Source organism: Pediococcus inopinatus (assembly GCF_002982135.1).
Classification (GTDB): domain Bacteria; phylum Bacillota; class Bacilli; order Lactobacillales; family Lactobacillaceae; genus Pediococcus; species Pediococcus inopinatus.
In genome coordinates, this window is record NZ_CP019981.1 from 45434 (window position 1) to 71202 (window position 25769).

The 25769-nt window shown below is 38.9% G+C and carries 24 protein-coding genes, 1 tRNA gene and 1 other annotated feature; of the genes, 16 read left to right on the top strand and 9 right to left on the bottom strand.

The window, feature by feature from the left end:
* Positions 1–165: 165 nt before the first annotated feature.
* A tRNA-Thr gene (locus PI20285_RS00215) sits at positions 166–238 on the bottom strand.
* A 347-nt stretch (positions 239–585) separates the two neighbouring features.
* Positions 586–762: a binding site (T-box leader), on the top strand.
* Between the two features lie 71 nt (positions 763–833).
* Here PI20285_RS00215 and trpS point away from each other — a divergent pair.
* The 5 genes from trpS to PI20285_RS00240 all read left to right on the top strand — a co-directional run bounded on the left by trpS (position 834) and on the right by PI20285_RS00240 (position 6484).
* Positions 834–1853 carry a tryptophan--tRNA ligase gene (trpS, locus tag PI20285_RS00220; protein ID WP_057774035.1) on the top strand — a complete coding sequence of 340 codons (1020 nt, stop codon included), beginning with the start codon at positions 834–836 and terminating at the stop codon, positions 1851–1853.
* 965 nt (positions 1854–2818) lie between these two features.
* Entirely contained in the window at positions 2819–3739 is a 921-nt protein-coding gene (locus PI20285_RS00225; protein WP_057774033.1) for a Ppx/GppA family phosphatase, read from the top strand.
* A 100-nt stretch (positions 3740–3839) separates the two neighbouring features.
* Complete coding sequence (locus PI20285_RS00230; protein ID WP_057774031.1) at positions 3840–5105, top strand: hydroxymethylglutaryl-CoA reductase, degradative; 1266 nt, start codon at positions 3840–3842, stop codon at positions 5103–5105.
* Entirely contained in the window at positions 5098–6054 is a 957-nt protein-coding gene (locus PI20285_RS00235; RefSeq protein ID WP_057774029.1) for a hypothetical protein, read from the top strand. Before PI20285_RS00230 ends, PI20285_RS00235 begins: the two co-directional genes overlap by 8 nt.
* Positions 6055–6160: 106 nt before the next feature.
* On the top strand, positions 6161–6484 hold the full coding sequence (locus PI20285_RS00240) for a hypothetical protein (RefSeq protein ID WP_105782155.1): 324 nt from the start codon (positions 6161–6163) through the stop codon (positions 6482–6484).
* Positions 6485–6532: 48 nt separating this feature from the next.
* On the opposite strand, the gene PI20285_RS00245 is transcribed toward PI20285_RS00240, so the two are convergent.
* From PI20285_RS00245 to PI20285_RS00260, 4 genes are all read right to left on the bottom strand, one after another.
* Positions 6533–7411 (bottom strand): LysR family transcriptional regulator, encoded by an 879-nt coding sequence (locus PI20285_RS00245; protein ID WP_057774025.1) that lies wholly within the window; start codon positions 7409–7411, stop codon positions 6533–6535.
* Between the two features lie 43 nt (positions 7412–7454).
* Complete coding sequence (locus tag PI20285_RS00250; RefSeq protein ID WP_057774023.1) at positions 7455–7859, bottom strand: type II toxin-antitoxin system HicB family antitoxin; 405 nt, start codon at positions 7857–7859, stop codon at positions 7455–7457.
* Between the two features lie 23 nt (positions 7860–7882).
* Positions 7883–8068: a type II toxin-antitoxin system HicA family toxin gene (locus PI20285_RS00255; protein ID WP_057774021.1), complete on the bottom strand. Its 186-nt coding sequence runs from the start codon at positions 8066–8068 to the stop codon at positions 7883–7885.
* A gap of 219 nt (positions 8069–8287) precedes the next feature.
* Positions 8288–8476, bottom strand: a complete 189-nt coding sequence (locus PI20285_RS00260) for a PspC domain-containing protein (protein WP_057774019.1) — start codon at positions 8474–8476, stop codon at positions 8288–8290.
* A 259-nt stretch (positions 8477–8735) separates the two neighbouring features.
* On the opposite strand from PI20285_RS00260, the gene PI20285_RS00265 reads away from it, so the two are divergent.
* From PI20285_RS00265 to rsmA, 7 genes are all read left to right on the top strand, one after another.
* Positions 8736–10364, top strand: coding sequence for a malolactic enzyme (locus PI20285_RS00265; RefSeq protein ID WP_057774015.1), 1629 nt, complete (start codon positions 8736–8738; stop codon positions 10362–10364).
* A gap of 123 nt (positions 10365–10487) precedes the next feature.
* Positions 10488–11453, top strand: coding sequence for an AEC family transporter (locus PI20285_RS00270; RefSeq protein WP_057774013.1), 966 nt, complete (start codon positions 10488–10490; stop codon positions 11451–11453).
* A 474-nt stretch (positions 11454–11927) separates the two neighbouring features.
* Positions 11928–12776: a DUF72 domain-containing protein gene (locus PI20285_RS00275; protein WP_057774011.1), complete on the top strand. Its 849-nt coding sequence runs from the start codon at positions 11928–11930 to the stop codon at positions 12774–12776.
* A gap of 114 nt (positions 12777–12890) precedes the next feature.
* Positions 12891–14921 (top strand): methionine--tRNA ligase, encoded by a 2031-nt coding sequence (metG, locus tag PI20285_RS00280; protein WP_057774008.1) that lies wholly within the window; start codon positions 12891–12893, stop codon positions 14919–14921.
* Positions 14922–15021: 100 nt separating this feature from the next.
* Positions 15022–15807 (top strand): TatD family hydrolase, encoded by a 786-nt coding sequence (locus PI20285_RS00285; protein WP_057774007.1) that lies wholly within the window; start codon positions 15022–15024, stop codon positions 15805–15807.
* On the top strand, positions 15794–16345 hold the full coding sequence (rnmV, locus tag PI20285_RS00290; protein WP_057774005.1) for a ribonuclease M5: 552 nt from the start codon (positions 15794–15796) through the stop codon (positions 16343–16345). Before PI20285_RS00285 ends, rnmV begins: the two co-directional genes overlap by 14 nt.
* Positions 16346–16359: 14 nt before the next feature.
* Complete coding sequence (gene rsmA, locus PI20285_RS00295; RefSeq protein ID WP_057774003.1) at positions 16360–17232, top strand: 16S rRNA (adenine(1518)-N(6)/adenine(1519)-N(6))-dimethyltransferase RsmA; 873 nt, start codon at positions 16360–16362, stop codon at positions 17230–17232.
* 659 nt (positions 17233–17891) lie between these two features.
* Here rsmA and PI20285_RS00300 read toward each other — a convergent pair.
* Positions 17892–18740: a helix-turn-helix domain-containing protein gene (locus PI20285_RS00300; protein ID WP_057774001.1), complete on the bottom strand. Its 849-nt coding sequence runs from the start codon at positions 18738–18740 to the stop codon at positions 17892–17894.
* Positions 18741–19271: 531 nt separating this feature from the next.
* On the opposite strand from PI20285_RS00300, the gene PI20285_RS00305 reads away from it, so the two are divergent.
* Together PI20285_RS00305 and PI20285_RS11980 are read left to right on the top strand one after the other, a co-directional pair.
* Complete coding sequence (locus PI20285_RS00305) at positions 19272–20471, top strand: MFS transporter (RefSeq protein WP_057773999.1); 1200 nt, start codon at positions 19272–19274, stop codon at positions 20469–20471.
* 389 nt (positions 20472–20860) lie between these two features.
* Positions 20861–20983: a hypothetical protein gene (locus PI20285_RS11980; RefSeq protein ID WP_269084007.1), complete on the top strand. Its 123-nt coding sequence runs from the start codon at positions 20861–20863 to the stop codon at positions 20981–20983.
* 71 nt (positions 20984–21054) lie between these two features.
* Here PI20285_RS11980 and PI20285_RS00310 read toward each other — a convergent pair whose 3' ends face one another.
* Positions 21055–21366: a DUF2316 family protein gene (locus PI20285_RS00310; protein ID WP_057773997.1), complete on the bottom strand. Its 312-nt coding sequence runs from the start codon at positions 21364–21366 to the stop codon at positions 21055–21057.
* Positions 21367–21387: 21 nt separating this feature from the next.
* Positions 21388–22389 carry an amidohydrolase family protein gene (locus tag PI20285_RS00315; protein WP_057773995.1) on the bottom strand — a complete coding sequence of 334 codons (1002 nt, stop codon included), beginning with the start codon at positions 22387–22389 and terminating at the stop codon, positions 21388–21390.
* Positions 22390–22686: 297 nt separating this feature from the next.
* On the opposite strand from PI20285_RS00315, the gene PI20285_RS00320 reads away from it, so the two are divergent.
* Entirely contained in the window at positions 22687–22926 is a 240-nt protein-coding gene (locus PI20285_RS00320; protein WP_057773994.1) for a Veg family protein, read from the top strand.
* A 53-nt stretch (positions 22927–22979) separates the two neighbouring features.
* On the opposite strand, the gene PI20285_RS00325 is transcribed toward PI20285_RS00320, so the two are convergent.
* The gene (locus PI20285_RS00325; RefSeq protein ID WP_010620868.1) at positions 22980–24263 is read right to left on the bottom strand and encodes an ISL3 family transposase; all 1284 of its coding nucleotides are present in this window, start codon (positions 24261–24263) and stop codon (positions 22980–22982) included.
* A 206-nt stretch (positions 24264–24469) separates the two neighbouring features.
* Here PI20285_RS00325 and PI20285_RS00330 point away from each other — a divergent pair, with 206 nt between their 5' ends.
* On the top strand, positions 24470–25657 hold the full coding sequence (locus tag PI20285_RS00330; protein WP_057774249.1) for an amidohydrolase: 1188 nt from the start codon (positions 24470–24472) through the stop codon (positions 25655–25657).
* Positions 25658–25769: the final 112 nt, after the last annotated feature.

Below are 25769 nucleotides of genomic sequence, written 5' to 3' on the forward strand. Positions count from 1 at the left end.
CTCCTTAGTGAAAAGCATTTAAATGTGTAAGTATCTTAGGCCGTTTGGGTGGGGAAGTCAAGCGAAGCGAACGGAGCAAGTCGCATAGTTATCCCCAGACTCAGCGGATAAAATATTCCATAGAAAAAAGTCATCCCAACTAATTAGTTAGAATGACTTTCGTAATGCTTGTTGCCGGTCTCGAACCAGCGACCTCATCATTACTAGTGATGTGCTCTGCCAACTGAGCTAAACAAGCTATTACATTAGTTAGTTTACTATATTCAAGTTTTTAGAGCAAGTAAATTATTTTATTAGAAATTTTGTACTAGGTTTTGAAATTCGAAAAAAAGCGCCATATATCGCATTATAGATACTTTTAGGCACGGATATTATTCTTCTTTGTAGCCATCAATTCTTCCTGCATACTAAAATAGGTGCCTACTGATTCAAAGCAAATTATGCAATGGGTTGGAGGTGTGCTTTTTGTTATTTTCGTAAGTTCGTTATAACTCCTATTTATGAAACTGGCAAAAGATGCTGTTAAATAAGTATGCGTCAAGTTTTAACTTGCCCGTATCCGCAAAGACAGGTACAATTACTGTGATAAGTTCAATGAAGAAATGAAGTAGTTTTTCACTAACAGAGAGAAATCAAATGCTGAAAGATTTCGAAAAACGAAGTGGGTTTTGGAGAACTAAAGCGACGGGGCACCGTTAACTGCATTGAGTGGCAGAGAAATTTCTGCAAATTAGGTGGCACCACGGTGAATTCGTCCTATTGCTAGGTTAACTAGTGATGGGATTTTTTTGTAAGTAAAAATTAGTTATTTAATAGGAAGAAGGATTATTAAAATGGCAGAAAAACACATTATTTTAACGGGTGATCGTCCTACAGGTAAGCTCCATATTGGGCATTACGTTGGTTCATTGAAAAATCGCGTGGAGTTACAAAATAGTGGTAACTATGAGAGTTACATCATGATTGCTGATATGCAGGCGTTAACTGATAATGCGCGTGATCCAGAAAAAATTCGTAACAGTCTGATCCAAGTGGCATTGGATTATTTAGCGGTTGGGATCGATCCAGAAAAGTCGACTATTTTAGTGCAGTCTCAAATTCCAGCATTGAGTGATTTAACTGAAATTTATTTGAATTTGGTGACCGTTTCGCGTTTGGAACGCAATCCGACTGTTAAATCTGAAATTAAACAGAAAAAATTTGGTGAAAGTGTGCCAGCGGGATTCTTTATTTACCCAGTGAGTCAGGCAGCTGATATTACAGCATTTGGTGCGGATACGGTGCCAGTTGGAGACGATCAGGAACCAATGCTGGAACAAACACGCGAGATTGTGCGAAGTTTCAATAATATTTATGGCAAGCCAATTTTAGTGGAACCTAAAGGCTATTTCCCACCAAAGGGATTGGGAAGAATTCCTGGTTTGGATGGAAACGCCAAGATGAGTAAATCATTGAATAACGCAATTTATTTGTCGGATGATGAAGATACAATTCAAAAGAAAGTGATGTCGATGTTTACGGATCCAACCCATATTAAGGTGTCGGATCCGGGTCATGTCGAAGGTAACACGGTGTTCACTTATTTGGATATCTTTGATGAAGATAAGGCTAAAGTTGCGGATTTGAAGGATCAGTATCAGGCCGGTGGACTTGGTGATGTCAAAATTAAGCGGTATTTAAATGAAGTTTTGCAGGCAACTTTGAAACCAATACGAGAAAGAAGAGAGCAGTATGCGCAGGATATTCCGGGCGTGTATGATATTTTGAAGCAGGGTAGTGAAAAGGCAAATCGTGTGGCCAATAAAACGTTGGATGAAGTGCGGGATGCAATGGGAATTAATTATTTTAAGTAGTGAGTGAGACAAAGCGGTAAAAGCCAAACTATAACTGTCCTAAAAAAGTGAGTGAGACAAGTCGTTAAAAAGGATGGAACTAAGTGTGCTGGATGCGGGATCGCAATCCCGCGGGAAGCATACTTAGTCCCGTCCTTTTGACTTGTCGAGCTGTCCTAAGTCTCAGCGGAGAGTTGCAGAAAACTGTCCTGGATGCGAGTTCTTGCGGCTGAACTTTGCCACAAGAATCGACAGCGACCGGAATAAGAAAGATTTTCGATTCGAAAATCAACCTATGAGATGGAGCAGCGCGGGATCGCAATCCCGCGGGAAGCATACTTAGTTCCGTCCTTTTGACTTGTCGAGCTGTCCTAAGTCTCAGCGGAGAGTTGCAGAAAACTGTCCTGGATGCGAGTTCTTGCGGCTGAACTTTGCCACAAGAATCGACAGCGACCGGAATAAGAAAGATTTTCGATTCGAAAATCAACCTATGAAATGGAGCAGCGCGGGATCGCAATCCCGCGGGAAGCATACTTAGTTCCGTCCTTTTGACTTGTCGAGCTGTCCTAAAAGAGTGAGTGAAATAAACTGCTAAAAAGATTCCATATAGGCGCGCCGTAAGCGGGAGAAATCCCGCAGTAGGGGTGCTTATATGGGAACTTTTGGTTTATTGAACTGTCCTAAAAGAGTGAGTGAAATAAACCGTTAAAAAGATTCCATATAAGTGCGCCGTAAGCGGGAGAAATCCCGCAGTAGGGGTGCTTATATGGGATGTTTTGGTTTATTGAACTGTCCTAGTTCTCAGCAATAGCACCCACACGACCATCAAACATTCAAGCCTCTAGGAATTAAAGACAAAGCAAACCAAAATTTTTTATGATGCAAATTATCCCAGCCTACCTCAGAACGCGCATTTCCTGCTAAAAACATGTTAAAATAAATACAATTAAATTGACGGGATGAATCAAAAAATTGAGGCGTGTAAAATGGAGAACTTAGTAATTGTGGATTTGGGTTCAAATTCAGTACGTATGGCAATTAATGAAATCCGCGATGACGGAAGTTTTCATGAAGTCCGGAGAATCAAGGAAGACTCACGAATTTCTGAAGGGATGGGCAGTAATAAGGTTTTACAGCCGATCGCCATGGAGCGTACTATAGCAGCCTTAAAACGGTTTAAACATATTTATAATAACTACCCTAAACGGACGGTGCGTGGCATTGCAACGGCAGCAGTTCGTGTGGCTAAAAATCAAGCCGAATTTTTAAAACGGGTGCAAGATGAGGTAGGCATTGAACTAGACGTCTTATCTGGCAACGACGAAGCTTACTATGATTATTTGGGTGTGATGAATTCACTAGAAATTAAGGACTGTTTGATCCTTGACACTGGTGGTGCCAGCTGTGAATTGATCCATGTACAAAATGGCAAACCACGCAACTTAATTAGTGTGCCGTTTGGAGCGGTGAGCCTTTCAGAACGGTTCCACTTAAACAATGTGGTTCGCGCAGATCGGTTATTTGCCGCCCAAAATTTTGTAAACAAACAGTTTCGTGATATTTGGTGGATTATGGATGCCTTACAATTACCAATCATCCTGCTTGGCGGGGCCAATCGAACGTTGGCACGCATGAATCGCCAACATCAAGGGATGGCGCGGGTGGATAATATTCATGGGTATCGTTTAAAAACGGAAGTTGTCAATAAAACCTTCAGAGCACTCCTATCTAGAAATTTAGCCAATCGGAAAAAGATGCCGGGACTGGAAACACCACGGGCAGACATTATCATTGGGGGAATTTTACCCTTAGTGATGCTTTTACAGATGCTGGATGCGGATCGGGTAATTTTTTCGGAAAGCGGTGTGCGTGAGGGGATTATCTCAGAATATGTGCATCACCGTTAAAAAATATTTTGCATAAATAAGAAAATCCAGAAATCTTTTTTCTACTATTATAATTAGAATAGATTTACTGGGCTTTTTTAAATTGAGGGGTCGTGACTCGATGAATTTAAATCATTTCTATAAACAAAAATATGCGGGTCGGTTGGCAATCCTGCAGGCACAACTAGGTTTAGATGAACAGGATCTTGAACTAATTGCCAGGAGCCGGACAATAAAAGGCGATCAGATTATTGAAAACTATTTGACGGATTTCTCTATTCCTGAAGGGGTAGCCGTTAATTTTTTGATTAATGGTCAAGAAAAGGTTGTCCCGATGGTTACAGAGGAGCCTTCGGTGGTTGCCGCCACCAGTCACGGGGCCAAAATGACCCTTGCTGGTGGAGGAATTCAGGTTCAGGTAACGGAGCGGTTGATGATGGGACAAGTTCTAATGGCCAAAGTTCCCGATTCTGATCAGCTGGTTTCCCAATTGACCCAACATGAAACTGAGATTTTAAAAACGGCTAATGATGCGCACCCCTCAATTGTCAAACGGGGTGGTGGCGCTAAAAAAATGCGCATCCGGAAATTAACTCACCAGTTTATTTCACTTGATATCTTTATTGATACGAAAGAGGCTATGGGCGCCAACATGATTAATTCCATGCTGGAGGCAGTGGTCACTTATTTGCAAAGTGATTTACAGCAAAATAGTTTGATGGCGGTTTTAAGTAATTTATCCGACGAATGTCTTGCAACAGCTACTTGTCAGATTCCAGTAACCAGTTTGACTACTAATCAGTTAAGCGGGAAAACAGTGGCGGATCGCATTGCCCTGGCTAGTTTAGCAGCTCAAGTAGATCCGTATCGAGCCGCGACCCATAACAAAGGAATTATGAATGGTGTCGATGCAGTCGTGATGGCAACGGGCAACGATTGGCGTAGTATGGAAAGTGGGACGCATGCCTACGCATCCAAAAATGGGCAGTATCAAGGCCTGAGTGATTGGCAAGTTGTTGATGACAACCTGGTTGGAAAACTAACATTGCCGATGCCAGTCGGATTTGTTGGTGGGTCGATTAAGATTAATCCCCAGGCGCAATTGGCGCATAAACTCTTACAGATTAATTCTGTAAAAGAACTAGAAGAAGTAATTGTCAGTGTTGGATTGGCGCAAAATTTGGCGGCTTTAAATGCGTTAGTTTCTGAAGGAATTCAACGGGGCCATATGCATTTGCAGGCAAAATCCCTTTTATTAGGTGTGGGAGCTACCAACGCCGAATTAACGCAGGCCCAACTGGCACTCGAAAAAGTACCGGTGATGGACGTACGCGCGGCAAAACAGGTGTTAAAAAAGTTACGAAATGAAGGAGAAATTAATGAGTAATGAACAGCTTAACGCTGAGGTAACAAAGCTATTTGAACAGATTAATGAAATGATTCCAGAAGAATTGGTTGTGCAATATGGCAATCAAAAGTCTGGCTATGTCCGTTATGATCAATCGTATCAAACAGCGGAAAATGGGCAGCTGATTATTCACGTGCAGGATGTCACAGCGCCGAATTATACAGTTTCACATGAACTTTTGCACAAATTAATGGAAGTTAAAAAGTTTCCGCAAATTCAATTTCGTTTAACTAGTGGTAATCGGGAATTTGATGAGCAATTAATGATTATCACGACTGCGCTATATGATGCGGTGCTCCATTTGAATATTTATGAGTGGCAACGAAAACATGGCTTGCTAACCGAAGAGGTTCAAGCAGATTATTTGGAAGGCATTGTCCAGACCATCACGCCGGAGAAGGCCGGCAAACTTGATCCGATGATGCATTTGCGGTTGATGACAGTTTTGGATGCCCTTGTGTTTTACGGTGACGACTTTGATAAAGTGACTGATCAGTTTAAACGTGATTATCCAGTCACTTTAGCAGCAGCTGAAAAACTCTATCAGTTAATTACGGAAAAACCGGTTGATTCGCCGTTTGCAGTAAGAAGGACAATTGTGGCGCTGTTTGCGGAATTTGATAATGTGTTGAAAGAGCTCGGATTGCCAACTCTAGGAAGTAGCGAGTTTGTCACTTTAGAAAGTGTATTGAGCGAGCGCCAATTACGTTTGGAGGTCCGCCAACTTTTCCAGATTTCTCATTCCGAAATTCAAGATGCGGTGACTAAGAAACGGGCGTACATTGGCCTCGGGGTTCATGATCAACAAAATGCGTTTGTCCTTCCCATGCCTCCTAAGAGTCAAACGGAAGAATATTTCAAGACGTTGTACGGTTTATCAGTAAGAGAGTTGTTTGAGAAATTACAAATTCCATATCTAGTGCGTTAGCCAATTTGATGAAAATCAATTGGTTTACCTGGTGGCCTTTTTAGCTTAAAATATAGATATACTCGAAGATAGTAAATGAAGTCTCATAGTGAAGGGAAGCCAAACCGTGAAGCGTCAAGACGTTTTCCAACAACTTATTAAATTAAAAAATCGCATGCAAGGGTTAATTTTTGTTCAGTTAGCGCTTGATTTTATCATGATGTACACATTTATAAGAACGGTATTGAGTGGCGACACAGTTTCCCTATTTGGAAAAATAATGCCACAAGATAACGCCATGGCCATCACATTTTTAATTGCGGTGATTGATTTGTGTTTTACCCAGATTCGCAAAAACTATCGCAAAATGGGTCGGACGTTGATTGGCCATTTGGGTGGTCAACTATCAGAAGACGAAATTATGGTCATTCGCCAATTTGAAAGATATTAAAATAAATGAGCCGCTTATTCAGTTTTTGAATAAGCAGCTCATTTTTATTTATTCTTCAATATTCAAACAAATGTCCACCACTTTTTGTTGCACGGGGGAGAGAATATGATTTGTTCGATAGGCTAAACTCATAAAAAATTCCGGTTGTGGATCATCTAGTAGATCTAATTGCACGACATCAGGATTAGTAACGGCTGATTTAGCTAAGAAACTAATTCCAACGTTGTTTGCCACCATCCCTTGAATGACCTGGGGATCCTCACTTTGATAAGTGATCTTGGGTCGAAAATGGTTCGCATGACTTAATTGTTTAAGCGCCTCAGAATGGACAAAACTACTACCAAACATAATAAAGTCTAGCTTCTGAAGATCACGAAACCACACTCCGGATTGTTGTGCCAAAGGATTATCCTTGCTAACAATAATTTTAAAGGTGGTTGTCGCAAAGGTTTGGCTGAATAAGCGTCCAGAATCAAAAGGCTGAATGGAGCCCACTAACGCCATATCAAGAGTGCCATTTAAAAGCAGTTTTAGTAATTCCGCAGATCCTTGTTCAATTGGCACAATTTGCGCAAGTAAGTTTTGTTTGGCAAGCTCAGTCGCAATTTGTGGAAAGTAGGACTGACTAATGACGGGCGGCAAACCAAGCACGATTTTGCCGTTGTTGATATTTTTGATTTCGTTTTGAGCAACATTAACCTGATCTAGGATAATGCGAGAGTGTTCAGCCAATTGTTGACCGCTCAAAGTAGTTGTCAGCCGGTGTTTACTCGCATCGCGCACAAATAATTGGGTATTGAGCTCAGTTTCGAGTCGTTTGATGGCGGTACTAATTGTCGGTTGGCTGACTTTAAATTTGGTGGCCACGCGGGAAAAATTATGTTCCTCAAACATGGCCTGAAAATATTCTAGATCTTTAATGTTCATTGGCTGCCTCAATCTGGTTAATTTTAGAATCGAATGGTTCCTTTTAAACCCCTAGTTTTTCCTTCAACGCAATGGTCATGGTCTCCGAAAAATTAATATCTTGTTCGCGACCCAATTCATTTAGATAGCTGGGGATAGTGATTGTCTTTTTGACTGTTCGATTATCTGATAATTTTCGATACTGAGCTAAGTCAATATCAACATAAGTCACCACTGTATTTGCGGGATGTTCAATGTCAAAGCTTGGTTCAGGAATGGAGAGACCAGCATCTTGCCTAGCCAATCCTTCTTCTGATAAAGCATCACGAGCCATTTCAATTGCTTCTGATAGGGTTGTGCCACTTGTGTCGCTATTAAAATCCACGATATGTACCAAATAAAGGTCAGGTTTATCGTGACTGATAATGACTGGATAGGCTGCTCTTAAATTTTGATGTTTTTTTTGCATGATCTATTTCCTTTCTAAATAACTTAATCAAAGCTTTGTTTTATATGATTTCTTTTAAGAATTTTGTGTGCTAAATTCTCTGGAATTTCTCTATGGCGTTCGATGGGTTCTGTTTTTGATCCTTTGGCGTAGACGTCGTGGTTAGCACCGTGACGAATCAATTGCCACCCATCATTTTTAAGTTTGTTGATTAAGTCTCTTCTTTTCATGACTATTCTCCAACAGCAAAAGTATACCATATTACACGTGTAAAACTAGTTTAAAAGTTCGTTTAAATCGGGTGATATGATGTGCGTCAAAATAATATACGCAATAATGCTGTAGGAAAACTAGCTATTTGATTAATTCAGTTATAGAAAGGTAAATATTAAAATAACTGTGCTATTGGCTAAGTTATGGTTCAGCTTCTAGTACAGTTTTATAATTACCTATTTACTTTTCTCTGGCATTACCCAAGCGGCTACAAGGTACAAAATGATACAGGGGATAAATCCAGGAATTGAGATTGCGGCGTAGATGACACGGAGTAAGGCTTTATCGACGCCAAGGTATTCAGCAAAGCCGCCAATTACGCCAGCAAACATTTTATCTGATGATTTGGTTAATTTCTTATCCATAATTATTCCTCTTTTCCGTTATTTATAAATCACATCCACATTTACAAACTTTTTCTATATTTTTATTATAACTTTTTGGACTATTAAAACCCACCAAAAAGCGTTCAAAATAAAGGGTGACGTAAACCCAGGCGGATACCCGGTTTGTCTGACTGCTTATTAATTTACTTAATGGAATCTTAAACATTTGACTATAGTTTTCTAGCGCGCGTATACTTGCGCTGTTGATTAGGAAAATAAGTATTTGGAGGTTATTAATATGACAAAAAGTCCAGTAGAAATTTTAAACGATCCATTTTTAAACAAAGGGACAGCTTTTACAGCAAAAGAACGTCAATCACTTGGTTTAGTTGGTTTACTACCACCTTACATCCAAACTTTAGACGAACAAGCTGCCCAAACTTATGCGCAGGTCGAATCAAAAACAACAAGTTTAGAAAAGCGAATTTTCTTGATGGAAATTTTCAACGAAAACCGTGTGTTATTCTACAAGTTGTTTAGCCAACACGTCGTTGAATTCATGCCAATTGTGTATGACCCAACGATTGCAGACACAATTGAAAACTACAGTGAGTTATATGTTCAATCACAAAACGCAACGTTCTTATCAATTGATGATCCAGACAGCATGAAAGAATCTTTGAAGAATGCTGCTGACGGTCGTGATATTCGTTTGATCGTTGTTACAGATGCTGAAGGAATCTTGGGTATCGGTGACTGGGGCACAAACGGTGTGGACATTTCAGTTGGAAAATTAATGGTTTACACGGCCGCTGCTGGAATTGATCCTAGCCAAGTCATGCCAGTTGTTTTGGATACTGGTACAAACAACCAAGATTTGTTGAAGGATCCAATGTATCTTGGCAATCGTCACGAACGGGTAACCGGCGATCGTTACTACAAATTTGTTGATCAATTTGTAAAGACTGCTGAAGATCTTTTCCCAAAGCTTTATCTACATTTTGAAGATTTTGGTCGCGACAACGCCGCAAATATCTTGAACACTTACAAAGATCAGATCACCACATTCAATGATGATATTCAAGGAACTGGAATTATTGTTTTAGCAGGAATTTTGGGTGCTTTAAACGTTTCTAAACAAAAAATGACTGATCAAGTTTATCTCTCATTTGGTGCTGGAACTGCTGGTGCCGGAATCACAAAACGAATTTACGATGAATTCTTACAACAAGGTTTATCTGAAGAAGAAGCTCGTAAACACTTCTACATGGTGGACAAGCAAGGTTTGCTGTTTGATGATGACAAGACTTTGACACCAGAACAAAAGCCATTTGCCCGTTCACGTTCTGAGTTTGCTAATGCTGATGAATTAACTAGTTTGGAAGCAGCCGTAAAGGCCATTCACCCAACTATTTTAGTAGGAACTTCTACGCAACCAGATACATTCACAGAATCAATCGTGAAGGAAATGTCAGCTCATACTGAACGTCCAATCATCTTCCCATTATCAAACCCAACTAAATTAGCAGAAGCTAAGGCAGAGGACTTGATCAAATGGTCTGATGGTAAAGCTTTAGTAGCAACCGGTATCCCAGCTGATGACGTTGAATACAATGGCGTAACTTACCAAATCGGTCAGGCTAATAATGCGTTAGTTTACCCAGGTTTAGGTTTAGGGGTGATTGCTTCAACTGCCAAGGTTTTGAATGATGAAATGATTTCAAAGGCTGCTCATTCATTAGGTGGAATTGTGGATGGCGACAAAGCTGGTGCAGCAGTATTGCCTCCAGTTTCAAAGCTTGACCAATTCTCATACACTGTGGCTAAAGCTGTCGCACAGAGTGCAGTAGACCAGAAATTAAATAAGGAACCTATTTCAGATGTTGATAAAGCAATCAAAGATATGAAGTGGGAACCAAAATACTAGAGTGTTTCAAAAGGCCAATGCTAGTGCCTTTTTAAACAAGTTTGCGCTAAATAGTAAAAAGCGTAATTAAAATAAGCAAGCATTACTAAAAAATAAAAGAGTTTAACTGGAGGAAGGTTTATCATGGCTTTTATAACTTCTGTTGAGAGTATTGTGACAATCCTGTTGATGATGGCGTTAGGTTATGTGCTGCGCCGCATTGGCTGGTTTGATGATAACTTTAGTGGCAGTATTTCCAAATTAATTATGAATGTTGCGTTGCCAGCATCAATTTTTGTGGCGATTATGAAATATCTAACGTTACCAAAATTGATCAGTCTATCTAGTGGGTTAATTTACTCATTCGGTGGGGTCATCATTGGCTACATCATTGCATGGCTAGCAGTCAAAGTTCTTCGTGTTCGACCAGGTCGACGGGGAATCTTTATGAATACGGTTGTTAATGCAAACACGATTTTTATCGGATTGCCATTAAATATTGCGTTGTTTGGTTCCATAAGTTTGCCTTACTTCTTGGTTTACTATGTAACCAACACCGTTTCAACGTGGGCATTTGGGGTGTTCTTAATCTCAAACGATGACCCAACGAAGAAAAAGGGCGAAAAGGGTTCCGGTAACTTTAACTGGAAGAAACTTCTACCCCCACCATTGTTAGGTTTCTTGGTTGCCTTAGTTTGGTTAATCTTGAACCTACCAGTTCCAGCTTGGGCCAACAATACGTTGACATACGTTGGTAACTTGGTTACACCACTTTCCTTAATTTATATTGGGATCGTGTTGGCAGATGCCGGCTTAAAGAGTATCAATTTTGATAAGGATACCATTTTTGCTTTGCTGGGCCGATTTGCATTATCACCAATTGTGATCACATTGTTGATTATGTTAGGTGCCAAAATGGGTTACGCAATTCCAAAAATGGAAATGCAGACCTTGATTGTCCAAGCTGCTGCTCCTGCGTTAGCTGTAATGCCAATTTTGGCTAATGAATCGCATGGTGACGTGAAGTTTGCAACCAACTTGGTCACGACAAGTACAATTCTCTTTATTGTGGTTGTCCCAATTGTTATGAGCTTAATTCAATTTGTATAATCACTAAATAGTTTATCAAGACGAGCAGTCGTTTTGGTAAACTATTTTTTGCTAGCACAAAGTATATGAGTTAAAATAAGCTTGTGAGACAAGTGATCAACAATTGTGACGCCAAAGGCCTTAACTACTGGACATAGTTAAGGCCTTTTTTACACTTATGTAACGTTTTTAGATCAGCTTTGGCTAAGACCAAAACTAAGCGGGCGGGTTGATGTTGCCTAGTCTTCACTTTTATCGTGTCTATTCAACCAAAAGACAAATAAAGAGTTTAAAATCGCTACTAAAAGCGACATGAGAGAAGCAAGAAACAATTGTGACACCTCCAACCCATTGCCTGATTTGCTTTGAAGTAGTAGGCAATTATTTCAGTATCCAGAAAACAAACTAAAATCTTACAGAAATATTTGGCTAATGTTTGCGTAGAAAAACTGTGATAGACTAGGCGTAAATAAACGATAAATTGAGGCAAGAGAATTGATTACAATTGGATTAACAACATGGGCAGATCATCCTTCACTAATTGAAAATGAAGATCGTAAGGTGACGTTGACAGAATATGCCGGCTTTTTTCCTGTGGTCGAGGTGGGCACATCGTTTTACGGGATTCCTAAACTAACGAGCGTTGAAAATTGGCAAAAATCCGTTCCAGAAAAGTTTCAATTTATTTTGAAAGCTAATCAAATTATGACTCTACATGATGGCGTCAATGCGGATGAGTATTTAAATGATGAACACCGCCTAGCAATTACGGAGTTTCGTAAAATGGTCCGGCCTTTAGTTGAGGCTAAACAACTTAAAACAATCTTATTTCAGTTTCCACCCTATTTTAATTGTGAAACAGCCAACATCAGATATTTATGGGACATTCGTGAGTTGATGGGTGACCTACCAATTTCCGTGGAGTTTCGTAATCAGAGTTGGTATGATCCGGCGGTTCAAGAGGAAACGATGCTGTATCTTAAAAAGTTGCGCATGAGTCATGTGAGTGTGGATGAACCAAGTTCGGTGCCAAATGGGGTGCCGTTAGTTAGCACCGTGACCAATTCTCAATTAGCTGTTTTACGATTACACGGGCAAAATGCAGAAGGTTGGGCACAAAAAGGGCCGAACTGGCGTAAAACACGGACTTTGTATCGCTACTCGGAAGAAGAGCTACAAAGTTTTGCGAAGCTTGTGAAACAGATGCAGGAAAAATCGGAAGAAGTGTGCATTATTTTTAATAATAATAGTGGGCATGATGCTGCTGAAAATGCCCTGCGTTTAAAAGAAATTTTGAATATTAGTTTTGATGGATTAGGTCCGTTACAGCTTGGTCTGTTTTAAGTGATAAATCAGAATGAAACAGGCTTTGCCAAGCGGTTCTTTGTGATATACTTAAAGTTAAAATAATTCAAATATAAAATTAAATTTTTTGTGAAACTAGGAAGGAAATCTCATATGGCAGATAAATCCACATACTATATAACAACTCCCATTTATTATCCATCGGGAAAATTACACATTGGTAATTCATATACGACCATCGCTTGTGACGCGGAGGCTCGTTTTCAGCGTCTAGAAGGTAAAGATGTTTTCTTCCTTACAGGAACTGATGAACATGGCTTGAAAATTGAACAAAAGGCTGAGGAACTTGGCACCACGCCTAAGGCTTATGTTGATGGCATGGCTGACGGCATCAAAAAGCTTTGGAAATTATTGGATATTTCAAACACGAAGTTTATCCGTACTACAGATGACTATCATGAAAAAGCCGTTCAAGAAATCTTCCAAAAATTGGAAGATAGTGGCGATATTTATTTGGGCGAATACGAAGGTTGGTACTCAGTTTCAGATGAAGAGTATTTTACGGAAACCCAATTAGCCGAAGTTTATCATGATGCAGACGGCAATGTGACCGGCGGAAAAGCTCCATCAGGGCATGAAGTTCAAAAAGTTAAAGAAGAGTCTTACTTTTTCAAAATGAGTAAGTACGCAGATTGGTTATTGCAATATTACAAGGAACATCCTGATTTTATTCAGCCTGCAAGCCGAATGAATGAAATGATCAATAACTTTATCAAGCCTGGTTTGGAAGATCTCGCTGTTTCACGGACCACGTTCAATTGGGGAGTTAAAGTAAAGGATAATCCGAAACACGTGGTTTATGTTTGGATTGATGCGTTGACGAACTATATCACTGCTTTAGGTTATGGCAGCGCGGATCAAAGTAACTTTGATAAATACTGGCCAGCTGATGTGCATATGGTCGGTAAAGAAATTGTGCGTTTCCATACGATTTACTGGCCAATCTTATTACATGCGTTAGGCTTACCACTACCTAAGCACGTAGTTGGGCATGGCTGGTTATTGATGAAAGACGGCAAAATGTCGAAGTCAAAGGGAAACGTAATTTATCCAGAAACTTTGGTAGAACGCTACGGTCTAGATGCTTTGCGCTACTATTTATTAAAAGCAATGCCTTACGGAAACGACGGTGTGTTTACACCGGAAGACTTTATCGACAAAATTAACTATGATTTGGCCAATGATTTGGGAAACCTTTTGAACCGGACAGTGGCGATGATTAATAAGTATGAAGACGGCGTTATTCCACCTTTCAAAGCTGGAGTTACCGAATTTGACGAGGATCTTGAAAAAACGGCTGCCACAGTGGTTACCAACTATCGTGAATTAATGAATTCGTTGCACTTCTCTGACGCTCTTTCTGAAGTCTGGAAGTTAGTGAGTCGTTCTAATAAGTATATTGATGAGACAGCCCCATGGGTTCTAGCTAAGAGTGACGATGAAGCTGATCGCGCCAAATTGGCTAGTGTGATGAATCATTTGGCTGAAAGTTTGCGTTTATTGGCTCACCTGTTGCAACCAGTTTTGACTCAGGCGCCTGGCAAGATTTTGACACAGTTAGGTTTATCTGCTCAAACGGTTAACTTAGATGAACTTAAGTTTGGCACAATTCCTGCTGGTACTAAAGTGATTGCTAAAGGAACGCCAATCTTCCCCCGTTTGGATGCTAAAGAGGAAGTTGCCTTTATTAAGGCTCAGATGACAAAGACTGACAAGAAAAAGGGTCGTGCCGCAATGGAAGCTGCTAAAAAAGCTGCCCAGACTGCTGATGAACCTGAATTAAAGTCAGCTAAAAAATCAATTCGGATTGAAGCTTTTGACAAAATCGAGTTGAAAGTTGCTGAAATCAAGTCTGTTGATCATGTTGAAGGTGCCGACAAATTGCTTAAATTTAAGTTAGATGCTGGGGACGTTGGTGATCGCCAAATTCTTTCAGGAATTGCTGAATATTACCCAGATCCAAGTGTTTTAGTTGGCAAAAAAGTGTTAATTGTCGCTAACCTTAAACCACGTAAGATGCGTGGTGAGATTAGCCAAGGCATGCTGTTGTCAGCGGAACACGATGGCCATATTCAAGTGGTTGAAGTACCAAAATCACTTGTGAATGGTTCGGGTGTGGAATAAGAAAAGTGCCTTTTGAGGCCCGTTTTAGAATGATAAAATTAACTCAAGACCAAACGCATTTATCTAGGTGTCTTGAGTTATTTTAGTAATTGGAGGAAACATGCAATTATTTGATTCACATACCCATTTAAATGATGCTGCATTTTTAGGCCAAGAAGCCAGTTACATTGAACATGCCCATAAATTAGGCGTTCAAAAAATGGCCATGGTTGGTTCAAATGCCAAACTAAATGCAGATGCGCTTATGTTAGCTCATAAATACGCTGGATTATACGCGGTAGTCGGTTGGCATCCGGAAGATTCCATAAATTTTCATGAACCTCAAGTCGAAACCTTAAAAACCCAATTACAAGATCCGAAAGTAGTTGCGTTAGGTGAAATTGGCTTGGATTATTATGAAACGAAATCGCCACAAAAAGTTCAGCGGCGTGTTTTTGAAGAACAGCTAGCGATTGCCAGTGAGCTCAATGTGCCAGTCGCCATTCATAATCGGGATGCGTTTGAAGATACGTATGCAATTTTAAAAAACGCGCATGTTGAAAACTTTGGTGGGGTGATGCATAGTTTTAATGGCTCGCCAGAATGGCTAGAAAAGTTTTTAAACCTTGGGATGCATATTTCATATAGTGGCGTGGCTAGCTTCAAATCTGCTAAGGATGTTCACGAGTCAGTGCAGGCAACGCCGCTAGATCGGATTATGGCCGAAACCGATGCCCCCTATTTAGCCCCGATGCCATTTCGCGGTAAACAAAATGAACCTGCGTATACTGTTTATGTGGTGGAAGCTTTAGCGCGCTTGCGGGATGAAGATCCGGATGTGACCGGCAAAGCTACTTATGAAAATGCCAAACGATTTTATAGGATAACAGATGATGAAAAAAATTAAAGAAGTAATTGTAGTTGAAGGTAAAGATGATACAGTCCGCATCAACAAAGCTGTCAATGCGGATACAATTGAGACGCGGGGATCCGCTATTTCGGAGCAAACTATTGATCAAATTCGTCGTTTGCAAGAAGAACGGGGCGTGATTGTATTTACGGACCCAGATTTTTCTGGCGAAAAGATCCGTAAAACCATTTCAGCGGCGGTCCCTGATGTGAAACATGCCTTTTTGGCACGTCGGGATGCGGTGCCTAGTAAAAAGGGGAGCCTTGGCGTAGAACATGCGACGCCACAAGCTATTCGTGACGCATTGGATAAAGTATATACGGAAGTTTCTGATGCCCCTCAGACAATCACTCGTGCAGACCTGTTGGATGCTGATTTAATTGCTGGGCAAGATGCAAAGCAACGGCGCACGGAACTTTGTGAAATTTTGAATATTGGCTATGTAAATGGTAAACAGCTTTTGAAAAGATTACAGCTATTTCAAATTAGCGATGAAGATTTTCAGGATGCGGTTTCTAAATTGGGACAAGAGTAAAGAAGGGACAACAGATGACAGAAGAAATAGATATTGCCGATCCAATCCGAACACGAGGCATTTTAGAACGCTATGGATTAAATGCCAAGAAGAGTCTTGGACAAAATTTCTTGACCCGCCCTCAAATTTTAAAGGATATTGTGTCAGCAGCGGAAATTTCTGAAGCTGATGATGTTATTGAAGTCGGCCCAGGAATTGGGGCTTTGACCGAACAATTAGCTCGCCACGCCCATCATGTGCTGGCTTTTGAAATCGATGATAACCTGCTGAACGTTTTGGATGAAACTTTAGCACCCTATCAAAACATTACGATCATTAATGGTGATATTTTGCAGGTGGATCTACCAAAAGTTGTCTCAGAAGAATTAGATGGCAAACACACTCTAAAAGTGGTGGCTAATTTACCATATTACATTACGACGCCAATTTTAAAGGGCTTGTTACAGAGCCCCTTAACGTTGGATCAGATTGTGGTTATGATGCAAAAAGAGGTGGCGGATCGCTTGAATGCAGTGCCAGGAACGAAGGCATACGGTTCGTTGAGTGTGGCAGTGCAGCTAGAAATGAATGTAAATGTCGAATTTGAGGTGCCTAAGACGGCATTTGTGCCACAACCAAAGGTGGATTCGGCGATCGTGAAGCTGACCCATCGCGAACCAAGAGAGGTGCAACCTTATTCAAAGGATGCCTTTTTCAAGACGGTGCATGGGTGTTTTGCGCATCGGAGAAAGACTTTGTGGAATAACCTTGTGGGAATTTACGGCAAGGATGATGAGACAAAGGCTAAGCTAGAAGCGGTACTAGCAAAATTAGAAATCAAGCCGGGAGTGAGGCCGGAACGGTTGACGGTGGATGATTTTGTAAGGCTGACGAACGAATTAAAATAGTGAGTGAGACAAAATGGTAAGTGTAAAGAAATAGGCGTGTCGTATGCGGGATCGCAATCCCGCGGGAGACACGCCTATTTCTTTACACTTATTTTGTCGAACTGTCCTAAAGCTCAGCGGAAAGCAAAAGGCGAAGACGTGACGGATGCGGGATTGCAATCCCGCGGGAGTCATGCTTATTTATCACCTTTTGCTTTGTCGAGCTGTCCTAAAACAGTGAACGAAACAAGTCGTTAAGAGTCAAAAAAATAAGAGAGGTGAAGGCGGGATCATATCCCGCTGCGAGTTTTTGCGGCTGAATTAGGCCACAAAAATCGACAACGAATGAGAGAAATGAAATTTTCGGGACGAAAATCATCAGTAATTTCGAGTAGTGAGAACCTCTCTTATTTTTTTGACTCTGACTTGTGCAGTTGTCCTCAGATTTGTCAGATCGCAATCCCGCATACGACACGTCTATTTCTTTACACTTATTTTGTCGAACTGTCCTAAGAAAGTGGACGAAACAAGTCGTTAAGAGCCAAGAAATAAGTAAGGTGAGATCATGAGACTCGGTATCCGGTGTTAGTGTTGCTTATTTACTAGTTTCCGTCTTGTTAAGTTATTCTCAGTTTTAGTAAGAGAATTTAATCAAAAATGCGTTAACTGTGATACACATTTTAGTGTGTTTTTTTTTGAATTTGTTTTCTAAATTCATTAATTTCATATTCAATCGATTTGTACATGTTTGTTGCTCCCATCAACGATAGAACTTTTCTTTCTTTTTCGGCAGTTATAAAGTCGCCATTGCATATAGCTATTCTAATTCTTCCTAGTATAAAAAGGTCGAAACGTTGAATTTGTTGAGACAATGACATACTCAGTTCCAAAAGTTGTAAAGCTGAATTCCAACAATTTTGTTGCATTAAGAGAAATGCTTCATTTAGTAAAAAACCATTTTTTAATTTCCTTAACTGAGGATAATTTTGGTCTATATTTTTGATAGCTGTATTAGCCATGGTGTAGGAAGTCTCTGATGAAAATAAAAATAAAATATTGTTAACAAGATAAAGATCCAGTTTATCCCAAGAATCGTGAGTTTCTAAATATTTCCAGACAGGAGTTACAATTATTCGCAACTCTTTAAGACTTTTGGTATCGGTACAAAGTAAAGCTTTTATAATTAATGAAATTCTATATATATCGTCGTTCTGTCCTTTGCTTAATAGATTATTGCATCGAATAAATAACTGTTCGAGAGCTTTATGTTGTGTTGAATTAGATAAATGAATGAAGTCGTCAATAATCTCTTGTTTTGAACTTTGTTTGAAGCCATTTCTTATATATTCAAACTCATTAGGTGTTACACCTAATTCTGATATTAGAATAATTGCTTTGGGGTAAGTTGGTATTTGACGATTATTTTCAATTTTTGATATTGAGGTTCTAGACATTAGGTTATTGTTCAGCTCTTTTTGACTCAAGCTCTTGGATATTCTAATTAGTTTGAGCGTATCACCAAAAGTCACTTAATCATCTCCAATTATATTGTGAATATAGTTTACCTTTTTTCACGAATAATTACAATCATGTTAAAATCATATTATAAAACGAGATGACGAATCGGCAGCAGCTTTAATTTAAAACTCATTTTTGGATTGTTGGTGGTTAAAAGGAAGGCAGAAAATTATATGAATAAGAATAGCTTTTTTGAGTATGTAAAATCTTTTCAAAATTAAATTCAAAGTTATACGGTTAAATATGGTGATAATAGCTTAATTGTTTATAAGCTCAAATTACAATTATTAAGTGAAACATTCGATTATTGTAATAGCAGTAGTTCAATTGAAGCTTACAAAAGATTTCAAAAAATATTATCATCGGTAAAAAAAACGTTAGACGTCATGAAAATGGGAGTCAGTAGAGTTTGAGGTGAGTGTGCCAAAAAATCACTTATTGCAGAAGCTCAAGAGAATCGGTGAAAAGTTTCAAAGTGAAAGTGATTACGCGTTTTCTTATAAGAATAAATTGGCGCAACTGTGGAACTGGGGTGATGGCGATTGAGTAATAAAAAAGTTATACTTGTGAGTCAATTTGTAAACAATTTTGGTTCGGGGTTCTCTAGAATTGCCCTTATTATATTAGTCACCACATGGTTTAAAAACCCAATATATGTGGGAGTATATTCTTTCTTTTTGTTTGTGCCCAATATATTATTGGCAACTCCAATTGGTTACTTTATTGATTCGTGCAGAAATCAAAAAAAATTGTTGATAAGTACAAGTTTTCTTTCAGCAATTGCAGTGTTAGGAATTGTATTGTTAACGTACTTCAAAGTAAAATCGTTTTTCCTACTAGTTCTTTTGGCCATTGTTTATAATCTATTTTCTGGATTTTATATGCCTGTTGTTACTAAGATAACCGTACAAATATTTGATCGCAATGAGTACAATGATATAAATGCGGCCATTAGTACGGCCATGACCGGAGCAAATCTATTTTCTGGAATTATAGTGACATTTTTCATTAGTTTTTTGTCTACCTATTTTTTATTTATTTTTGACTTTATGTCTTATCTAGTTATTACAATTTTATTAATTCAACTTCGTATTAAACCGATTGCGGAGACTGCAAAAACCGAAAAAGGGAATTTTTTAAGTTTTTTGAATGGTTTTGAGGTAGTTCGTGAGTTCTTAAACACTTACAAAGTAGTGGTTCCTGTTTTTCTCGCGGCAGTTTTGTTTAACATTATTTTAGCACCTAATGATGTGTACTTAACACAGATATCTAGTCGTGTTTTTAATAACCCAAGATTAGTAGGCTTTATGGAATCGTTTTTCTCACTTGGATTTTTATTAGGATCGCTGTTCTATAAAATTATTATTACAAGAGTTCCAATGCATAACCTTATTGAAACTGCATTGGTACTTGTCCCAATATCGCTATTAATTTTTGGAGATACAACCAACTTACTAGTGTCATTAATTGGGCTCGTAATATTAGGCTTATCATTACCATTTTTTAACATTTCTTCTAAAACCATACTTCAAAATAAGGTAGAAGAAGGAAAATTAGGCACTGTTTTTAATAGCTATTTTGCTGTGATGAATATAACCCAGCCTATTGGACTACTTGGAATTCCTATACTAATTAACTTTTGGGGTATTCAGAGGTTCGCATTAATTGGAGGTCTTGTATATTTAACTTTTGCAGTAGTGTTAATAATAACGCATCAAGTATCTCCTGCGTTGGATAAATAGAAATAGGTGGTGGTAATTTTGGTTAGGGAAAGTGTGCCTACAGGCAGACCATTTTAAATGGTTGGCTTTAAAAAATACGAGGAGGAATTTAATATGGAGAATACTTTAAATTTGGATCAATAAAAGCAGCTCGATTTTTAGAAAGTTGCAGATGTTGTTAAGCAACTAGAAAAAGATCCACAAACACTAGAGAAATTTTCATCGGTTACCTCGCAAAGGCGTTTTAGTAGTCGTAAAAATAAGGTCACAGTTCCCAATAATTGGCATATTTTAAGTCGAAGTCAGGCTGAATGGCCGTCAAAAACAGCAACTGCTAAAAAAACGGGAAATCTGAGATTAAAACAGCAATTACTCAAAATGTAGAAAAGGCAGTTAAATCCGATCCAACAATGTCTAAAAAAGAGCAACAAGTACTTGAACGAAAGGTTAAAACCCAAGGCGAAAATCAAGCGAAAAAAAAGAAATTTCGCAATTACGACAACTTGTTACCAAAGCAGCAATCAGTTCATTAAGTTGAACAGAAAAAAAACACGATTACCGAATAAACAATCATTCGATAATCGTGTTTTAATTTACAGTGAGTTTAATTATCACCGGGCGTCATCTGCTGCGCATCAATGGCTCTAGTATCTAAGAACCAGTATTGATGCCAATCACCTAGTAAAGCAGTGTACGAAACTGGGGTTTTACCCTGTTCTTCAACTTTTTCAGTTAAATAGTTTCTCAATATCCAAGGATCAGAAAGTGATTGTTGGGTAAGGGTGAATAAGTGATCCAGTTTTTCTAAACTGATGTTAAGGTCGCTAGCAACCTGTTCTTTGGTTAAACCAGAAATCTCAAAGTTTTCCTTGAGTTCCTTGCGCGTATTTTTCATTTGAGTGGGATTTAAAGACATTTTAAGTTTCCTCCTTTAAAATTAAAGCTTGAGTAATTTTTCTGCGTTACCATGGGCAAATAATTCACGTTGCTTGTCTGTTAAAGCGGAAATCTCTGTTAGGAAAGTTTTACCATTTTTAGGCTGCTTGTATGGATAATCCAGTGAATACATGATGTGTTCAGGCCCCATTTCATCTAAAATGAATTTCAATTGGGGTTCACTTAACATGCCACTTGGTGTGAGCCAAACATTGTTTCGATAGTATTCAGAAAATGGTTTCTTTAAACCAGAATAGTTGGTGAGTTCATCATCTAAACGTTCCAAGAACATGGGGATCATTTCGCCCCAATGTCCGGAAATGAGTTTTAGGTTAGGTAATTTATCAAAGATGCCAGACCAAATCATGCGCATAACTTGAATGCCGACATCCATATGCCAACCAAAACCGGCACTAGAGGCAATTCCAGTCACAACATCGGACCATTCACCGTTACCAAAGTAGTGGTCGGTAATATTTTGTGGAATAAAAGATGGGTGAAAGTAAACTGGGACATCCAAGTCACTTGCCATTTTGAAAATTGGGAAGAAAAATGGGTCATCAAAGAACTTATTATCAAAGTTACCTTTTAAAAGGACGCCTCTGAAATTTAATTCTTTAACGGTTCTTTTTAGTTCACTGGCAGCGGCCTCGGGATCACCGACTGGCAATACGGCTAATGCAGCAAACCGGTCTGGATGGGCGTCCACCACTTTGGCGAGTTCATCATTTGCGAGTTTGCAGAGCCGAACAGACACTTCGGGGTCCAAATTTTGAGGTTGTGAGTTACCATAAGAGAGAACTTGCATGTCAACGCCATATTTATTCATAAATTTTAGGCGGTTATCTACATCCTGCATATCAGTCGGAGTAGGTAGCGATGTGTGCATGTAAGTCAACATATCTTTACTTAGATTTGGCAAAGTGGGCTCACCAATGGCCTTGTTAATTTCATCGGTTAATAATTTTGATTCAATATGTTCTTCAAGCGTAATAACTTTCATTTTAAGTGCTCCTTTCGTCACGAGGATTTAAATCCTTTATACAATAGATATTATAAAGAGGCCATAAGGTAAATAAAAGCGTTTTGCAAGACACAAGAGGACTATATGTCTCATAGACGTGCAGCAACAGTGTAACGCAGATGAAAACGGTCAAATAGAATAAACTGAAATTAGAAGTTTTTGATAAAATTTGGCGGTGATTTCGAAACTACTTATTGCGGCTCATTAAGCATTGTGGTATAATTTGCAATTTTTGTGAAACTATGCTACAATGTTTCACATGGGAAGGTGATGCCAATGCCAAATACACTAGCCACAATTAAGTCTGATTTAGATAACAAGGTCGGAGAAGAAATGATGGTCGTTGCACAAGCAGGTCGTAAGAAAATTACGAAACGTCATGGTATTCTCCACAAAACATATCCAGCAGTTTTCGTTGTTGATTTGGACCAAGAAGAAAATTCTTTTGAGCGCGTATCTTATAGTTACACAGATATCCTCACCAAAAACATCGAAATTGCATTTGGAGAAGAATAAAAAGGCTCTTTGTCAAATCCTGTTGATAGATGAATTTGGGACACTGTTAGAAGTTATGCAACTTCTAACAGTGTCTTTTTGTTTGGTTTGGTTCTCATTTGTTGTAATTTAACTCTTGAAACTAAGTGGTGATAATTTCGGAAACCGAAGGCAGTTCTTTGAATTTGCTTAATCATTCTATTGATCCCTTCAATTGGACCATTAGAATACTTTGATTCACTGGCATTGAGGACTATTTCAAGATTCTTTTTAAATGTGGTTAAAACATCTTTCATTTGCGAGCTAAGCTTATCGTTGTTATATAAATATTGAACAAGACCATCTTTGTCGTGATTTTTAAGACATATCATAATGCCTTGCATGGCGTTATAAGTATTTAACAGTCTTTCATCAACATCTAGACCTAACTGAACTCTTTCGAGTTGAGTTACTTGTTTCCTAAGGTGTCGATCGAAAAATGTTTTTTTAATCTCAAGCTCATCGAAGTGTTTTAAATAAAGTTTCCAGGAGAATTTAAGCATCCGATATTCCTTGGATTGTTTCTTGTATTCTTTCATAATTTGAACGCGACTTTGGTTAAAAGATCTAGTCATCATCGCAACAATATGAAAACGATCGACAATTATTTTGGCATTTGGAAATACCAATCTGGCGATATCTTGATAGTAACTATTAAGGTCCAGAGAAACTGTCTTTACTTGCTTTCTAGCGGTGCTGTCAAACTTATTAAAGTAATCAATAATAGTTTGTTTAAAGCGATCCGGTAGGATCTGTTGAATTTCATGATCACCATCACCGTTAATACAAAGAAAGTGGAAATCGCCGCCAACACCACGAAATTCATCCATAGATAAGTGCTCAGGTAAAGAATGATAATTTCTCCGAAATAGATCATCATAGTTGTCTAAATAGCGACAAACGGTACTGGGAGAAACACTATTGTCTAAAGCAATACTAGTCTGAGTACGATCATCCTGAAGATGCATGAATATTTTTTGTCTGGTAGCTTTGGAAATATTACAATACTTATTGACGAGGTCTGTTGTTGCCATTACCGAGTTTCCACAATTTTTACAGATTAATCGTTCTTTATGAAGTTCAAGATAGACGGGCTCACTAGCGTTGGCCGACGGATATGAAACGCGTGACACATAGTGTCCGTTATGACTAAAGTTTTCAAAACCACATTGAGGACACCTTGTATAAGTGGCTTTTACATTGGCAACATAGACTTTAGCAGGTTTTGATTTTATGAATTGATGCTTATAACTGAAAAAAATAACATTTGGGTCTTTAATACTGAGTGAAAATTTTATATTATTATCTATAGGGTTCATGGTTTCTCACATCCTTTGATGATGCTGTAGTGGGTGGATTTTTTTGTGTGTGGGGACCTGTGGGCCTCTTTTTTTTTCAAAAAAATCCTGTTAATAGATTACCACATTGGTAGTTCATCAACAGGAAAAAGTATAGAGCCAATAAAAAATAATTGGGCCTTGAAGGTCTTTTTATTTTGCCAAAAATAGGGAGAATTTAAAAAACTATGGATTTACAAAATGAATTAATGCACCATTTAGAAGACTCTGAAGATGAAATGATTGAGATTCGGCGCTATTTGCATGCCCATCCAGAAATTTCATTTAAAGAGAAACAAACGGCTGCCTACATAAAAAAGTTTTATCGAGATTTAGACTGTCAGATAACGGATTATGGTGATGGGTATGGTTTTGTGGTGGATATTGATAGCGGTCATTCAGGTCCAAAACTTGGATTGCGCGCAGATTTTGACGCATTAGCTATTCAAGAAGATAATGATTTGTCCTTTAAATCACAAGTACCCGGAGTGATGCACGCGTGTGGCCATGATGGGCATACGGCTTATCTTATGGTGTTAGCGAAACATTTAATTGCCTTAAAAGATCGCTTAAAAGGATCAATCCGGATCATTCACCAACCAGCTGAGGAGGTTTCTCCAGGTGGCGCACAATCCATGATTGCAGATGACGTTTTAAAAAACGTGGATAATGTGGTTGGAATTCACGTGATGTCTTCAATGGAGACCGGCATGATTGGTTATCACTTTGGTGAAACGCAAACGGGCCGTTCTAATTTCACGGTTAAATTTACTGGTAAAGGCGGTCATGCCTCAATGCCTCATTTGTCTAACGATGCGATTGTAGCCGGAAGTTACTTTGTGACCGCTCTACAAACGATTGTGGCTCGTAGAATTAATCCGTTTGATACAGCTAGTGTCACAATTGGGTCATTCGATGGGGTAGGTTCATATAACGCTATTAAGGAGTCTGTCACTCTTAAAGGGGATGTCCGCGTGATGAAAGAATCAACGAGAAAACTGGTCAGAAAACAAATTGAGCAAATTATTCATGGGGTTGAGTCGATGTTTGGTGTCACGGCTGAACTAGATTATGATGACAACTATCCAGTCCTTGTGAATGATCCTAAGCTAACAGATCAAGTGGTGACTAGCTTGAAAGCTGCAAATCTACCTGAAGTTACTGAAGTTTCGGATTGTGGGCCGCAAGATCCTTCTGAAGATTTTGCTTACTTTGCGCAAAAAGTCCCCAGTTGTTTCTTTTACGTGGGCTGCATGACAGATGATCATGCCAATCACCCCCATCATAGTCCAGATTTTATGATGAATGAAAAGTGCCTGTTAATTGCAGCTAAAGCAGCTGGAACGGTCACTTTAAACTATTTGATGCATGCATGAAATGAAAGCCAACAGATTTTTTAGTTGGCTTTTTTTAGTTAAACTAGACCCACGCTGGTACTTTGCCCAGTTTTTAAGTATAATTGTGATAAAATACTGGATTAACAAACTA

Bases quoted from the DNA above. Each gene is read 5' to 3' on its own strand.
- trpS (WP_057774035.1), top strand. From the start codon at position 834: ATGGCAGAAAAACACATTATTTTAACGGGTGATCGTCCTACAGGTAAG.
- PI20285_RS00225 (WP_057774033.1), top strand. From the start codon at position 2,819: ATGGAGAACTTAGTAATTGTGGATTTGGGTTCAAATTCAGTACGTATG.
- PI20285_RS00230 (WP_057774031.1), top strand. From the start codon at position 3,840: ATGAATTTAAATCATTTCTATAAACAAAAATATGCGGGTCGGTTGGCA.
- PI20285_RS00235 (WP_057774029.1), top strand. From the start codon at position 5,098: ATGAGTAATGAACAGCTTAACGCTGAGGTAACAAAGCTATTTGAACAG.
- PI20285_RS00245 (WP_057774025.1), bottom strand. From the start codon at position 7,411: ATGAACATTAAAGATCTAGAATATTTTCAGGCCATGTTTGAGGAACAT.
- PI20285_RS00250 (WP_057774023.1), bottom strand. From the start codon at position 7,859: ATGCAAAAAAAACATCAAAATTTAAGAGCAGCCTATCCAGTCATTATC.
- PI20285_RS00255 (WP_057774021.1), bottom strand. From the start codon at position 8,068: ATGAAAAGAAGAGACTTAATCAACAAACTTAAAAATGATGGGTGGCAA.
- PI20285_RS00260 (WP_057774019.1), bottom strand. From the start codon at position 8,476: ATGGATAAGAAATTAACCAAATCATCAGATAAAATGTTTGCTGGCGTA.
- PI20285_RS00265 (WP_057774015.1), top strand. From the start codon at position 8,736: ATGACAAAAAGTCCAGTAGAAATTTTAAACGATCCATTTTTAAACAAA.
- PI20285_RS00270 (WP_057774013.1), top strand. From the start codon at position 10,488: ATGGCTTTTATAACTTCTGTTGAGAGTATTGTGACAATCCTGTTGATG.
- metG (WP_057774008.1), top strand. From the start codon at position 12,891: ATGGCAGATAAATCCACATACTATATAACAACTCCCATTTATTATCCA.
- PI20285_RS00285 (WP_057774007.1), top strand. From the start codon at position 15,022: ATGCAATTATTTGATTCACATACCCATTTAAATGATGCTGCATTTTTA.
- rnmV (WP_057774005.1), top strand. From the start codon at position 15,794: ATGAAAAAAATTAAAGAAGTAATTGTAGTTGAAGGTAAAGATGATACA.
- rsmA (WP_057774003.1), top strand. From the start codon at position 16,360: ATGACAGAAGAAATAGATATTGCCGATCCAATCCGAACACGAGGCATT.
- PI20285_RS11980 (WP_269084007.1), top strand. From the start codon at position 20,861: ATGTCTAAAAAAGAGCAACAAGTACTTGAACGAAAGGTTAAAACCCAA.
- PI20285_RS00310 (WP_057773997.1), bottom strand. From the start codon at position 21,366: ATGTCTTTAAATCCCACTCAAATGAAAAATACGCGCAAGGAACTCAAG.
- PI20285_RS00315 (WP_057773995.1), bottom strand. From the start codon at position 22,389: ATGAAAGTTATTACGCTTGAAGAACATATTGAATCAAAATTATTAACC.
- PI20285_RS00320 (WP_057773994.1), top strand. From the start codon at position 22,687: ATGCCAAATACACTAGCCACAATTAAGTCTGATTTAGATAACAAGGTC.
- PI20285_RS00325 (WP_010620868.1), bottom strand. From the start codon at position 24,263: ATGAACCCTATAGATAATAATATAAAATTTTCACTCAGTATTAAAGAC.
- PI20285_RS00330 (WP_057774249.1), top strand. From the start codon at position 24,470: ATGGATTTACAAAATGAATTAATGCACCATTTAGAAGACTCTGAAGAT.